This window comes from Caulobacter sp. Root487D2Y (assembly GCF_001427165.1).
In the GTDB taxonomy this organism is placed as follows: Bacteria; Pseudomonadota; Alphaproteobacteria; order Caulobacterales; family Caulobacteraceae; genus Caulobacter.
In genome coordinates this window covers 459554-472445 of sequence record NZ_LMFD01000001.1, presented here as the reverse complement: position 1 = coordinate 472445, position 12892 = coordinate 459554, and the positions used below count along the sequence as shown (strand labels likewise).

Annotated in this window: 11 protein-coding genes; 5 read left to right on the top strand and 6 right to left on the bottom strand. The window is 70.1% G+C overall.

Annotated features, from left to right (window positions below; genetic code table 11):
• Positions 1–139: 139 nt before the first annotated feature.
• The 3 genes from ASD38_RS02250 to ASD38_RS02240 all read right to left on the bottom strand — a co-directional run bounded on the left by ASD38_RS02250 (position 140) and on the right by ASD38_RS02240 (position 4021).
• Complete coding sequence (locus ASD38_RS02250) at positions 140–1564, bottom strand: APC family permease (RefSeq protein ID WP_156390527.1); 1425 nt, start codon at positions 1562–1564, stop codon at positions 140–142.
• A 169-nt stretch (positions 1565–1733) separates the two neighbouring features.
• On the bottom strand, positions 1734–2924 hold the full coding sequence (locus ASD38_RS02245) for an SAM-dependent methyltransferase (protein WP_056457176.1): 1191 nt from the start codon (positions 2922–2924) through the stop codon (positions 1734–1736).
• Positions 2925–3025: 101 nt separating this feature from the next.
• Positions 3026–4021 (bottom strand): aldo/keto reductase, encoded by a 996-nt coding sequence (locus ASD38_RS02240; RefSeq protein WP_056457175.1) that lies wholly within the window; start codon positions 4019–4021, stop codon positions 3026–3028.
• 105 nt (positions 4022–4126) lie between these two features.
• Here ASD38_RS02240 and ASD38_RS02235 point away from each other — a divergent pair, with 105 nt between their 5' ends.
• The 4 genes from ASD38_RS02235 (at position 4127) to ASD38_RS02220 (ending at position 8928) form a co-directional block, all read left to right on the top strand.
• Positions 4127–5020, top strand: a complete 894-nt coding sequence (locus ASD38_RS02235; protein ID WP_056457172.1) for a LysR family transcriptional regulator — start codon at positions 4127–4129, stop codon at positions 5018–5020.
• Positions 5021–5336: 316 nt separating this feature from the next.
• On the top strand, positions 5337–6365 hold the full coding sequence (locus tag ASD38_RS02230) for an aspartate-semialdehyde dehydrogenase (protein WP_056457169.1): 1029 nt from the start codon (positions 5337–5339) through the stop codon (positions 6363–6365).
• Between the two features lie 136 nt (positions 6366–6501).
• On the top strand, positions 6502–7419 hold the full coding sequence (rarD, locus tag ASD38_RS02225) for an EamA family transporter RarD (RefSeq protein ID WP_056457167.1): 918 nt from the start codon (positions 6502–6504) through the stop codon (positions 7417–7419).
• Positions 7420–7464: 45 nt separating this feature from the next.
• Positions 7465–8928 carry an MFS transporter gene (locus tag ASD38_RS02220; RefSeq protein ID WP_235523740.1) on the top strand — a complete coding sequence of 488 codons (1464 nt, stop codon included), beginning with the start codon at positions 7465–7467 and terminating at the stop codon, positions 8926–8928.
• A 19-nt stretch (positions 8929–8947) separates the two neighbouring features.
• On the opposite strand, the gene ASD38_RS02215 is transcribed toward ASD38_RS02220, so the two are convergent.
• Both ASD38_RS02215 and ASD38_RS02210 read right to left on the bottom strand, forming a co-directional pair.
• Positions 8948–9760, bottom strand: coding sequence for a transporter (locus ASD38_RS02215; protein WP_056457161.1), 813 nt, complete (start codon positions 9758–9760; stop codon positions 8948–8950).
• An 18-nt stretch (positions 9761–9778) separates the two neighbouring features.
• Positions 9779–10921 (bottom strand): serine hydrolase domain-containing protein, encoded by a 1143-nt coding sequence (locus ASD38_RS02210; protein WP_056457158.1) that lies wholly within the window; start codon positions 10919–10921, stop codon positions 9779–9781.
• 75 nt (positions 10922–10996) lie between these two features.
• On the opposite strand from ASD38_RS02210, the gene ASD38_RS02205 reads away from it, so the two are divergent.
• Positions 10997–11914 (top strand): 2-hydroxyacid dehydrogenase, encoded by a 918-nt coding sequence (locus ASD38_RS02205; RefSeq protein WP_056457155.1) that lies wholly within the window; start codon positions 10997–10999, stop codon positions 11912–11914.
• A gap of 97 nt (positions 11915–12011) precedes the next feature.
• On the opposite strand, the gene ASD38_RS02200 is transcribed toward ASD38_RS02205, so the two are convergent.
• Positions 12012–12872 carry a bifunctional hydroxymethylpyrimidine kinase/phosphomethylpyrimidine kinase gene (locus ASD38_RS02200; RefSeq protein ID WP_056443796.1) on the bottom strand — a complete coding sequence of 287 codons (861 nt, stop codon included), beginning with the start codon at positions 12870–12872 and terminating at the stop codon, positions 12012–12014.
• Positions 12873–12892: the final 20 nt, after the last annotated feature.

Genomic DNA, 12892 nt, shown 5'->3' with positions numbered 1-12892 from the left:
ACGCCCCCTCCGTCGGGCTTCGCCCGCCACCTCCCCCGCTTCGCAGGGGAGGAGAAGACCCGCGCTTACTCCTCACCCGCATCGCGGGGGAGGTGGCGCGATGCGAATACGCATCGTGACGGAGCGGGCGTTTCGCTGCTTACGTCGCCAGCTTCGAATTGCGCGCCGAATAGCCGAAGTACAGCACGCACGCCGCCGCCGCCCAGACCGCGAACAGGATCCAAGTGTCCAGCGGCAGGCCGACGATCAGGTAGCCGCAGAAGGCCACGCTGAGCAGCGGCACCACCGGATACAGCGGCACGCGGTAGCCGCGCGGCAGGTCCGGCTGGGTCCGCCGCAGGATGATCACGCCCAGCGAGACGATGGCGAAGGCGATCAGCGTGCCCATGCTGGTCAGGTTGACCAGGGTGTCCAGCGGCACGAAGGCGGCCAGCAGGGCGATGAAGGCCGCGACGATCCAGGTGTTGAGGTCCGGGCTCTGGGTCCTGGGGTTCACCCGTTGGAACAGCTTGGGCAGCAGGCCGTCGCGGCTCATGGCGTAGAGGATGCGGGTCTGGCCGTACATGACCACCAGGGTGATCGAGAAGATCGAGACGATGGCCCCGACGCAGAGGATCAGCGAGGTCCAGGCCTGGCCGGTCAGGTTGCGCAGGATCACCGCCAGCCCCGCCTCCTGGCCCGCGAAGGCCGTCCAGGGCTGGGCGCCGACGGCGGCCAGGGCCACCAGGATATAGACGCCGGTGACGATCAGCAGGGACAGGATGATGCCCAGAGGCAGGGTGCGGCGCGGGTCCTTGACCTCGTCGCCGGCCGTCGAGACCGCGTCGATGCCGATATAGGAGAAGAAGATCGACGAGGCCGCCGCCCCGATGCCGGCCATGCCCATCGGCGCGAACGGCGTCAGGTTGCCGGTGTGGAAGCCGCTGAAGGCGACGACCACGAAGAACAGCAGCACCAGGAGCTTCAGCACCACCAGCACGGCGTTGACCGTCACCGACTCCTTCACGCCGCGCAGCAGCAGGATCAGGCAGGCGCCGACCAGCACCACCGCCGGCAGGTTGAACACCCCGCCCGCCCCCGGGGCCTTGGCGATGGCGTCGGGCATGCGCCAGCCGATCAGGTCGGAGAACATCTCGTTCAGGTACTGCCCCCAGCCCACGGCGATGGCCGAGGCCGAGACGGCGTATTCCAGCAGCAGGCACGCCCCGACGATGAAGGCCACGAACTCGCCTAGGGTGGCGTAGGCGTAGGAATAGGACGAGCCCGACACCGGAATGGTCGAGGCGAGCTCGGCGTAGCACAGGGCCGTCAGGGCCGCGGTGATCCCGGCGATCACGAACGAGACCACGACGGCCGGCCCGGCGGCCGGCACGGCCGTGGTCAGGGCCACGAAGATGCCGGTGCCGATCGTGGCCCCGACCCCCAGCATGGTCAGCTGGAACAGGCCGATGGTGCGGTGCAGGCCCCCAATGGCGTGATCTTCCGGCAGGTGCTCGCCGCCCTCGGCGATGACCCGGCCCACGGGCTTGCGCCGAAACAGATCGGCGGCGCGAAACTGACCCATGGACATCCTCGAGGTCTGGCGGCCCTCCCCCCATGGGGGAGGTGTCGGCGAAGCCGACGGAGGGGGGAGTGCTCGGGCGCTGGTCGCACAGGCCCGACGGCCTGACAACTCCCTCCACCGATCGCCGCGCGATCGCCTCCCCCACGGGGGGGAGGGCCGCTAGCCCGACCTAGGCGCCTCGCTCGCCGTCGAACATGTAGTCCCGGGTGATCGGCAGGGCGCCGACCTTCTTGGCCACCTGGATCTGGAAGACCATGTGGCCGCCGTAGCGGAAGCCCAGCTCGGCCCCGCACAGGTAGAACTCCCACATCCGCCGGAACCGTTCGTCGAACATCGCCGGGATGTCCGGATCGGCCAGGAAGCGCAGGCGCCAGTGCTTGCAGGTCTCGGCGTAGTGCAGGCGCAGGATCTCGATGTCGGTGATCCACAGGCCCGCCGCCTCGACGGCCCTGACGATCTCCGACAGGCCCGGAATATAGCCCCCCGGGAAGATGTATTTGGCCGTGAAGGCGTTGGTCGCGCCGGGGCCGCTCATCCGGCCGATCGCGTGGATCACCGCGCTGCCGTCGTCGGCCAGCAGGCGTTTGACGGTGTCGAAATAGGTCTGGAAGTTCGGGGCGCCGACGTGCTCGAGCATGCCGACCGAAACGATGCGGTCGAAGGTCTCGTCCAGGTCGCGATAGTCGGTCAGGCGGAACTCGACCCGGTCGGACAGGCCCGCCTTGTCGGCGCGTTCCCTGGCCAGGGCCAGCTGCTCGGTCGACAGGGTGACCCCGGTCATCCTGGCCCCGTGGTCGGCCGCCAGGGTCAGGGCCATGCCGCCCCAGCCCGAGCCGATGTCCAGCACCTTCATGCCCGGCGTGATGTTCAGCTTGGCGCCGATATGGGCCTTCTTGGCGGCCTGGGCCTCCTCCAGCGTCATGTCGGGCCGCGCGAAATAGGCGCAGCTGTACTGCATGTCCTTGTCGAGGAAGCGCTCATAGAGCGCGTTCGACACGTCGTAGTGGTGGGCCACGTTGCGGCGCGCGGCGATGCGGTCGTTGACCGACTGCACCGTGCGCTTGATCGCCTTCTGGGCCCGCTTCAGCGGCGTGCCGCGCTTGGGCGTGCGCCCGCCGCTCTTGCCGACGATCTCCAGCAGATCCCACAGGGTCCCCTGCTCGATCTTCAGGTCGCCTTCCATATAGGCCTCGCCGAGGCCGAGGCTGGGATTGGCGACCAGGCGGCGCAGGCCGCGGCCGTTGACGCGCATCGTCACCGGCGGACCCGAGCCGTCGCCGGCCTTGGTGGTCGAGCCGTTGGGCAGGTGGATGGTCAGGTCGCCGACCTTGACCATCTTTTTCAGCAGAGCTTCGATCATGACCGCGAAGCTAAACCCAGCTTCGCGGCCTTTGACAGACCGAAATTTTCATCCGCCCACCCTTGAAAACCGGGCCGGAAAACCGGGGTGGGCCGAACCGGTCAGCGCTCGCTGTCGAGATGGGCCATCTGGGCTTCGGCGTAGCGCGCGCCGGCCGCCGCGCCCTTGGGCGCCGCCCGCTCGATCGCGGCCAGGTCGTCGGCCGACAGGGTGACGTCCAGGGATCCCAGCGATTCCGCGAGGCGGGCGCGGGTGCGGGCCCCGACCAGCGGCACGATGTCCGGCCCTTGCGCCGCCACCCAGGCGATGGCGATCTGGGCGACGCTGACGCCCTTGGCTTCGGCGACCTTCCGCAGCGCCTCGACCAGGGCCAGGTTCTTGTCGACATTGTCGCCCTGGAAGCGTGGGGAATAGGCGCGGAAGTCGCCCTTGGCCTTGCCCTGATCCTTGTCCCAGTGGCCGCTGATCAGGCCGCGCGACAGCACGCCATAGGCGGTCATGCCGATCCCCAGTTCGCGCAGGACCGGCAGGATCCTGTCCTCGACCCCGCGCGTGATCAGCGCGTATTCGATCTGCAGGTCGACGATCGGATGGACGGCGTGGGCCCTGCGGATCGTTTCGACGCCCACCTCCGACAGCCCGATGTGACGCACATAACCGGCCTGGACCAGCTCGGCGATGGCCCCGACCGTGTCCTCGATCGGCACGTTGGGGTCCAGGCGCGCGGGCCGGTAGATGTCGATGTGGTCGACGCCCAGGCGCTGCAGCGTATAGGCCAGGGCGGTCTTCACCGCCGCCGGGCGGCCGTCGAAGCCGATCCAGCCGCCGGCCGGGTCGCGCTGGGCGCCGAACTTGACGCTGATGACCGCCTTGTCCCGCTTGGGCCCCTTCAAGGCCTCGCCGATCAGCATCTCGTTGTGGCCCATGCCGTAAAAGTCGCCGGTGTCGATCAGGGTGATCCCGGCCTCCAGGGCGGCGTCGATCGTGGCCAGGCTCTCGGCCCGATCGGAGGGGCCGTACATGCCCGACATGCCCATGGCGCCCAGGCCCAGGGCCGAGACGACGGGACCGGTCTTGCCGAGTTGACGGGTTTGCATGGGGAGTCTCCGAAAGCGTGCGTGTTCGATGGGGCGGACTATGCGCCGCCGCTTCGCGTGCGATAATCCGCTCATCACCGCACGAGCTGTTTGGATATCCGCACAATGGCCCAGCCCGATCTCGCCGATCTCGACGCCTTCACCGCCGTGGCCCGGACCCGCAGCTTCCGCGGCGCGGCGGCCTTGCGCGGGGTCTCGGCCTCGTCGCTGTCGGAAGCCCTGCGCCGGCTGGAGGCGGACCTGGGCGTGCGGCTGCTCAACCGCACCACCCGCAGCGTCACCCCCACCGAGGCCGGCGAGCGGCTGCTGGCCCGCCTGACCCCGGCCCTGGCCGACGTGACCCTGGCCCTGGACGAGATCAACGCCTTCCGCGACAGCCCGACCGGCGTCCTGAAGCTGAACGTGCCGGGCGCGGTGACGCAGATGGTCTTCCCCGACCTGATCCCGCGCTTCCTGGCCGCCCATCCCGGCGTGCGGGTCGAGGTCACGGCCGACGACTCCTTCGTCGACGTGCTGGCCGCCGGCTACGACGCGGGCGTGCGCTATGACGAGCGGCTGGAGAAGGACATGATCGCCGTGCCCCTGGCCGGGCCGCAGCGGTTCGTGGTGGTGGGATCACCAGCCTATTTCGCCCGGCACGGCCGACCGACCCACCCGCGCGAGGTGCTGAACCATCCCTGCATCCGCCACCGCTTCGCCAGCGGGACCAGCTACGCCTGGGAGTTCGAGAAGGACGGCGAGGTGATCCGCGTCCAACCCGAGGGCCCCCTGATCACCAACAGCGGCGAGCTGGAGATCGCCGCCGCCGAGGCGGGGTTGGGCCTGCTGGCCAAGTTCGAGGGGATGGTCGCCTCGGCCATCGCCGCCGGCCGGCTGGAGACCGTGCTCGACGACTGGCTGCCGCCGTTCAGCGGGCCGTACCTCTATTATCCCAGCCGCAGGCACATGCCGGCGCCGCTGCGGGCGTTCGTGGATTTCGTGAAGGCGGAGCGGAAGTAGACTCTGCCGTGACGCCCCTTCCGTCACGATGCGTATCCGCTCGCGCCACCTCCCCCGCGATGCGGGTGAGGAGGATGCGAATCCGACCTTCTCCTCCCCCGTGCAACGGGGGAGGTGGCGCGTCGCGTAGCGACGTGACGGAGGGGGCGTCACGCCGCTTCGTGCAGATCCCATCCAGTCCGGGTGAAATCTTCCCCCGACGCCTTGCGCTAAGCGTCGCATTAGAAAGCCTGTTCTTGCTTCCGGGCCTTACCGGGCGTAACGGGTCCGCTCCCGCCGTCGATGGGCGGGCTCAAGACATGAATTGGAGGCTGCGATGGGTTACCGGGTCGCCGTGGTCGGCGCCACGGGCAATGTGGGCCGTGAGATGTTCAATATCCTCGAGGAACTGAAGTTCCCCGTGGACAAGATGCATGCCATCGCCTCGCGTAAATCCATCGGCGTGGAAGTCTCGTTCGGCAGCCAGATTCTGCACTGCGAGGACCTGGAGCAGTTCGACTTCTCCAAGGTCGACATCGTGCTGATGAGCGCCGGCGGCGCCATCTCCAAGGCCTGGGGCGAGAAGATCGGCGCGGCCGGTCCGATCGTTATCGACAATTCCAGCCACTTCCGGATGGATCCGGACGTGCCGCTGGTGGTGCCGGAAGTGAACCCGGACGCCGTCAACAAGCTGCCCAAGAACATCATCGCCAACCCCAACTGCTCCACGGCGCAGCTGGTGGTGGTGCTGGCCCCCCTGCACGCCGAAGCCAAGATCAAGCGGGTGGTCGTCTCGACCTACCAGTCGGTCTCGGGCGCGGGCAAGGAAGGCATGGACGAGCTGTGGGAGCAGACCAAGGGCGTGTTCGTCCTGGGCGCCCCGGCCCCCAAGAAGTTCACCAAGCAGATCGCCTTCAACGTCATCCCCCACATCGACGTCTTCATGGAAGACGGCTTCACCAAGGAAGAGTGGAAGATGATGATGGAGACCAAGAAGATCCTGGATCCGTCGATCAAGCTGACCGCCACCTGCGTGCGCGTGCCGGTCATGGTCGGCCACGCCGAGTCGGTGAACATCGAGTTCGAGACCCCGCTGGACGAGGACGACGTCCGCGAGATCCTGCGCGACGCCGACGGCGTGCAAGTCGTCGATAAGCGCGAGGACGGCGGCTACATGACGCCCAAGGAATCGGCCGGCGAGTTCCCGGTCTATGTCTCGCGCATCCGCACCGACCCCACGGTCGAGAACGGCATCGCGCTCTGGTGCGTGGCCGACAACCTCCGCAAGGGGGCGGCCCTGAACGCCGTGCAGATCGCCCAGCTGCTGCATGAAAAGGGCCTGATCAAGCAAAAGGCCCTGGCTTAAGACGACCCCATCGTCCCCCGCCAGAGGCGGGGGACGATGAAATTTCCACCTTCGGGACCGGATTTCGCGCCCTCCGCAAGAAGCGGATCGACGACGCGATTCCCATCTGTCACGTGATCCCGAAAGGTGACGCTCCATGGTTTCCAGTTCCGAGACGGCCAGTTCCTCGGCGGACAGCAAGTCCGCCTATATCGCCGGCGTGGCCTGTTACGGCCTGTGGGGCTTCCTGCCGCTCTATTTCCACCTGTTGCACCAGATGGGCGTCGGGTCGTGGGAGATGATCGCCCACCGCACGATGTGGTCGGTGCTGTGGGCCGGCGGCCTGGTGCTGCTGAGCAAGCAGGGCGGACAGGTGGCGGCGGTGCTGCGCCAGCCCCGCACCCTGGGCGTGCTGCTGCTGTCGACCGTGGCGATCTTCAGCAACTGGGCGATCTACATCTTCGCGATCAACGCCGGCCACCTGATCGAGGCCAGCCTCGGCTACTACATCAACCCGCTGATGAACATGGCCGCCGGGACGCTGTTGTTCCGTGAACGGATGAGCATCGAGGGCAAGGTCGCCATCGGCCTGGCCGCGGTCGGAGTGGCGATCCAGACCCTGGCCCTGGGCCACCTGCCGATCGTCTCGCTGAGCCTGGCCCTGACCTTCTGCCTGTACGCCATTCTGCGGAAGCAGGTGAAGGCCGACGCCCAGACCGGCCTGTTCATCGAGTGCGCCTATCTGTCCGTTCCAGGCCTGCTGTATGTCTGGCATCTGCAGGCGTCCGGCGTGGGGCACTTCGGCGCCAACGCCCCGGTCAGCCTGCTGCTGATGCTGGCCGGACCGGCCACGGTCGTCCCCCTGGCTCTGTTCGCCTGGTCGGCCCGCCGCCTGCCGCTCAGCGCGGTCGGCTTCCTGCAGTTCATCGCCCCGACGATCCAGTTCCTGCTGGGCGTGGCGCTGGGCGAGGCCTTCACGCCGATGCGGGCCGCGTCGTTCGTGTTCATCTGGCTGGGCGTGGCCGCCTTCGCCTATGGGGCCTGGAAGCGGACGCGGGTGATCGCGGCGGTCTGATTTCCCTTCAAATCCGCTCATCCCGGCATTCGCCGGGATGAGCGGTTGAAATGGGATTGGCGACCCGGCTGCATTCACGCCATCCTCCCCGCCATGACCGGACCGGTGCATCCCCCCTGCGACGAAGGCGTGATCCGGGCCGGCCGCTCGGACACGCCCGCGCCCCGCAAGCGCCTGGCCCTGGCCGCCACGGTGCTCGGTTCGAGCATGGCCTTCATCGACGGCTCGGTGGTCAATGTCGCCCTGCCGGCCATGCGGACCGCCCTGAAGGCCGACGCCGCCCAGGTGCAGTGGATCGTCAACGCCTACCTGCTGCTGCTGGGCGCCCTGGTGCTGATCGGCGGCTCGGCCGGCGACCGCTACGGGCGGCGCAAGGTGTTCGTGATCGGCGTGTCGCTGTTCGCGGCGGCGTCCCTGGGCTGCGCCCTGGCCCCGGACGCCGATTGGCTGATCGCCGCCCGCGCCGTGCAGGGGATCGCCGCGGCCCTGCTGGTCCCGGCCAGCCTGGCCATCCTGGGCTCGACCTTCGACGACGACGAGCGCGGCGCGGCGATCGGGGCCTGGGCCGGGTTCGGGGCGGTGACCACGGCGATCGGCCCGGTGCTGGGCGGCTGGCTGGTCGACCATGTCTCGTGGCGCGCCATCTTCCTGATCAACCTGCCCTTGGCGCTGGCCACCGTCTGGCTGGCCCTGGCGGCGGTGCGCGAGAGCCGCGATCCCGAGGTCGAGCACCTGGACTGGCGCGGGGCGGTCCTGGCCGCCGCCGGCCTGGGCGCGGTGACCTGGGGCCTGACGGCGGCCGGCCAGCGCGGCTGGGCCAGCCCGGCGGTCTGGACGGCCCTGGGCGTCGGCGCGGCCCTGCTGGCCGGCTTCCTGGTCAGCCAGGCCCGCGAGAAGCATCCGATGATGCCGCTGACGCTCTATCGCTCCCGGACCTTCAGCGGCGCCAACCTGCTGACCCTGGCGCTCTATTTCGGCCTGACCGGCGCCCTGTTCTTCCTGCCTTACGAGCTGATCGCCCGCCACGGCTATTCGGCCGCCAAGGCCGGAGCGACCCTGCTGCCGTTCTCGCTGATCATGGGGACGCTGTCGGGCGTGACGGGCAAGCTGGCCGACCGGTTCGGAGCCCGGCCGATGCTGACCCTCGGGCCGATCCTGGCCGGGATCGGCTTCGGCCTGCTGGGCGCGCCCTGGATCGGTTCGGGCTTCTGGACCGGCGTGCTGCCCGGCGTTCTGGTGGTCGCCCTGGGCATGACGGTCGCGGTCGCGCCCCTGACCAACACGGTGATGAGCGCGGTGGCCGCCAGCCACGCCGGCGTCGCCTCGGGCGTCAACAACGCCGTCGCCCGGATCGCCGGCCTGCTGGCCGTGGCGGTGCTGGGCCTGATCTATTTCGCGCCCGGACCCCAGGGCTATCCCTGGGTCATGGGGATCAGCGCGGCGGCGGCGGTGGCGGCGGGGATCGTCGGGGCGGTGATGATCGAGGCAAAGCCGCGCGCCAAGGCCTAACCCCGGATTTTATTGGGACCTAGAACCGCTTGGCCACGCCCACCGCCAGTTCGAGGTCCGGCGTGTCGCGGTTCAGCCCGACATAGGCCGAGACGTCCAGCTGCAGGTCCTTGATCGAGGCCGGCGTCCAGGCGGCCGTCAGGTCGAGGCTGGCGGCGGTGACGGCGCCGGACGGATCCTCGTCGCGGTCGGCCCAGAGCTCCAGGCCCAGCGCCACCGGACCGACCGAGCGTCCCACGCCGACGGCGCCGCCGAAACCGAGGTGGCGGCCCGAGCCGTCGGCGTCCGGCCGCGCGCTCAGCTCGGGCGACAAGGCCAGCGACCAGTCGGCGTTCAGGGGCGCGGAGATCGGCGCGATCATCCCGCCCAGCCACATCCCGTCGCCGATCCCGCCGGACCCCGCGGGCGCGGACACGAAGGGCTGCAGGGCGACCGAGACCCCGTCGCCGCCGGGGCTTCGCAGCGACCAGCGCAGGCTGAAGGTCACGTCGCCCGACCCCTCCGTCGTGGAGACCACGCCCGCCGCCCGATCCTCGTCGCGCACCCGCTCCCGGGCAGTCCACGCCACCTGCCCCTCGACGGTCGAGGTCAGGCCCAGCCGCAGCTCCAGTTCGCCGAAGGCCATATCGTCGGTCGAGACCCCGCCGCCCCGGCTCCAGGCGCCGTCGGCCACGCCCAGCTCGGCCTGGAAGCGTCCGGCGTCGAGCACGCAGGGCGGCGAGCCCTTGCCGGGGCGGTCGGCGCAGAAATCGCGAGCGGCGTCCTGGGCGTGGGCGGCGGAGACCCAGGCCAGGGCGGCCAGGCCGGCGCTCGCGATCCCGGCCTTGCTCATCTCCGCCTCCGAAGGTCGCTAGAGCGCCGAATAGGCCGCCTGGATCAAGCGCACGGCGCGCGGGTCGCCGATCAGCTCGGTCCCCTGCTTGTTCATCACATAGGCCCCCGACACGCCGCGCGACGGGTCGGCGAAGGCGCACGAACCGCCCCAGCCGCTGTGGCCGAAGGCTTCGGGCGTGGGGCCGTAGAAGAAGTTGGGCGTGTTGCGCATGAAGCCCGCGCCCCAGCTGATCACGAAGGGCAGGACCAGGTCCTGGCCGACGATCCGCTCGGCGCTGGCCTCGGCGATCAGGGCGGGCGACAGCACCTGGACGCCGTCCAGCGCGCCGCCCGAGGCCAGGGCCCCCATCAGACGGGCCAGGGCGGGGGCGGTGGCGTGACCGTTGGCCGACGGGATCTCGACCCGTCGCCAGTCGGCCGTGCCGCGTCCGCCCGGCGCGGCCCACCGGGTCATGAAAGCGGCCTTCACCGCCGCGTTCATCGCGCCGAACTTGGGCACGGCGCTCGGCCGCATCAGCTCGGCGCAGCGGGCGTGTTCGCTGTCGGGCAGGCCGATCCAGAGGTCCAGGCCCAGCGGCCGCGCCAGGTCCTCGCGCAGGGCCGCGCCCATCGTCCGGCCGTCGACCCGGCGGAAGATCTCGCCGGCGGTGAAGCCGAAGGTGATCGGGTGGTAGCCGCTGGCCGAGCCGATCGGCCACAGCGGGGCCATGGCCGCCAGCTTGGCGGTCGTGGCCTCCCAGTCGAACCAGATGGCCGGATCGGTCTCGTCGGGAAAGCCCGACAGGCCGTCCTGGTGCGACATCACCTGGCCGACCGTGACGTCCTGCTTGCCGGCTTGCGCGAACTCGGGCCAGACCGAGGCCACGGTCTGGTCGTAGGTCAGCCTGCCCTGGTCGACGAGCCGGGCGATCAGCAGGGCGGCCACGACCTTGGTGGTCGAGAACAGCGGGGTCAGGGTGTCGGGCCCGAACGCGACCTCGTGCTTGCGGTCCGCGTAGCCGCCCATCAGGTCGACGACGACCTCGCCGTGGACGGCCAGGCTGAAGCGCGCGCCCAGCTCGCCGCCCCCCCCAGAAGAATCGGCCTCGAAATTGGCGGCGAAGGCCTCACGCACGGCGGAGAAGCGGTCGGGGCAGAAGCCGGTGATGTCGACGGTCATGCGATTTCGTCTAGCCCAGGCCGGCCGGGTTTGCCATCCGAAGGATATCGTCGCGCCGCCGACCGGAGTCCGCCCATGACCATCGACCTCCTGCAGCTGCAGTCGTTCTCGCAAGACCTCGAGGCGGCGCTGGACGCCCGTTACCGGGTCCACCGTCCGCACCGCGCCGTCGATCCCGAGGCCCTGGTGGCGGCGGTCGGCCCGAGGGTGCGCGGGATCGTGACCAGCGGTGGAACCGGCGTGCCCGCCGCCCTCTGGTCCCGCCTGCCGGCGCTGGAGATCGTGGCCGTGAACGGCGTGGGCCTGGACGCCGTGGATCTCGACATCGCCGCCGCGCGCGGGGTGTCCGTGACGACGACGCCCGGCGTGCTCACCGACGATGTCGCCGACCTGGCCGTCGGCCTCTGGCTGGCCCTGGCGCGGCGGATGCTGGTCGGCGACCGCTTCGTGCGCGCGGGCCGCTGGGAGCCGGGAACGGCCCCGCCCCTGGTCCCACGCGCCAGCGGCAAGCGCGTGGGCGTGCTGGGACTGGGCCAGATCGGCCGCGCCATCGCCGCGCGCGTCGCGCCCTTCGCCGCCCAGGTCGTCTATCACAGCCGCCGGCCCGTGGACGACGCGCCCTACGCCTACGCCGCCAGTCCCCTGGACCTGGCCCGGGAGGTGGAGGTGCTGTTCGTCGCCACGGCGGGCGGGGCGGGCACGCGGACCCTCGTCGACGCCGCCGTGCTCGAGGCGCTCGGCCCGCGCGGCCTGCTGATCAACGTCTCCCGGGGTTCGGTGGTCGACGAGACGGCCCTGATCGCGGCGCTGGAAGCCGGCGTCGTCGCCGGGGCGGGCCTGGACGTCTTCGCGGACGAACCCAACGTGCCCGCCGCCTTGCTCGATCGCGACGACGTGGTGCTGCAACCCCACTGCGGCAGCGCCACGGTCGAGGCCCGCGCGGCCATGGCCGACCTGGTTCTAGCAAGCCTGGCGGCGCACTTCGGCGGCTAGAGCACGCTCGTTTCCTACGGAATCGATCGAGCTCTAGATGTATCTATTTTACGCATTTTCTTCACGCGAACCGGTAGCCACTTCGCTCGAAAATGCTCTAGGCCAGCCGCTCGATCCGCACGGTCGGCGAGGTCTGCTTGATGCGCGCGGCCATGGCCACGATCGGCAGTTCCGGGGCGTTCCAGATGTTGGCGGCCGTCACCGTCTCGGCCACGCCGCCGACGGCGCGGGCCAGGCCGTACGAGATGGTCTGGCCTTCCAGGATCGAGGCGGCGTAGAGGGCGGTCAGCAGGTCGCCGGTGCCGCTGGGCGAGCGCTCGGCCTTGGCGTGGGCCGCCAGCCAGGCTTCCTTGCGGTCGACATAGACGACGCCGATCTCGCTTCCTCTTTGCACGGATGAAACCAGGGTCGGCTTGTTCAGCAGCCGGCCGGCGCGCACCGCCGCCTGGGGATCGCGGGAGTCCGTGCCGGTCAGGCGCTGCAGCTCCCAGGCGTTGCAGGCCACGACGTCGGCGCGCGGGATCAGCTCGCTGGCGATGGCTTCGGCGACTTCGGCGGGCACGTACAGCCCCTTGCCGGCGTCGCCCATGGTCGGGTCGATGATCACGGTCGGCTTGCGCGCCGGCGCGCCCGGGGTCGCGCCCTCGCGCGGCGCGGCGCGGACGGCGTCGATGGTGCGGGCGGCGGCGCGCACCTGGGCGGCGCTGGCGAAATAGCCGGTGATGACCACGTCGGTCTGGCCGAACAGGCCGTTGGCCTCGATGCCGTCGAGCATGCCCTCCATCACCTCGATGGGGGCCGGCGCCCCGCCGGGAATGCCCCAGCCGGGATGGCGGCCGTAGAGCACGGTCGGCACGATCATCGAGTCGATGCGGAACTGCACGAGAGCGGCGGCCTGGGCCGACGCGCCGACCCGGCTGCCGGCGACATGGCTGGAGATGATCAGAGCGAGCGGCATGACTAGCGGCTTAGCTGAGC

Bases quoted from the DNA above. Each gene is read 5' to 3' on its own strand.
- ASD38_RS02250 (WP_156390527.1), bottom strand. From the start codon at position 1,564: ATGGGTCAGTTTCGCGCCGCCGATCTGTTTCGGCGCAAGCCCGTGGGC.
- ASD38_RS02245 (WP_056457176.1), bottom strand. From the start codon at position 2,924: ATGATCGAAGCTCTGCTGAAAAAGATGGTCAAGGTCGGCGACCTGACC.
- ASD38_RS02240 (WP_056457175.1), bottom strand. From the start codon at position 4,021: ATGCAAACCCGTCAACTCGGCAAGACCGGTCCCGTCGTCTCGGCCCTG.
- ASD38_RS02235 (WP_056457172.1), top strand. From the start codon at position 4,127: ATGGCCCAGCCCGATCTCGCCGATCTCGACGCCTTCACCGCCGTGGCC.
- ASD38_RS02230 (WP_056457169.1), top strand. From the start codon at position 5,337: ATGGGTTACCGGGTCGCCGTGGTCGGCGCCACGGGCAATGTGGGCCGT.
- rarD (WP_056457167.1), top strand. From the start codon at position 6,502: ATGGTTTCCAGTTCCGAGACGGCCAGTTCCTCGGCGGACAGCAAGTCC.
- ASD38_RS02215 (WP_056457161.1), bottom strand. From the start codon at position 9,760: ATGAGCAAGGCCGGGATCGCGAGCGCCGGCCTGGCCGCCCTGGCCTGG.
- ASD38_RS02210 (WP_056457158.1), bottom strand. From the start codon at position 10,921: ATGACCGTCGACATCACCGGCTTCTGCCCCGACCGCTTCTCCGCCGTG.
- ASD38_RS02205 (WP_056457155.1), top strand. From the start codon at position 10,997: ATGACCATCGACCTCCTGCAGCTGCAGTCGTTCTCGCAAGACCTCGAG.
- ASD38_RS02200 (WP_056443796.1), bottom strand. From the start codon at position 12,872: ATGCCGCTCGCTCTGATCATCTCCAGCCATGTCGCCGGCAGCCGGGTC.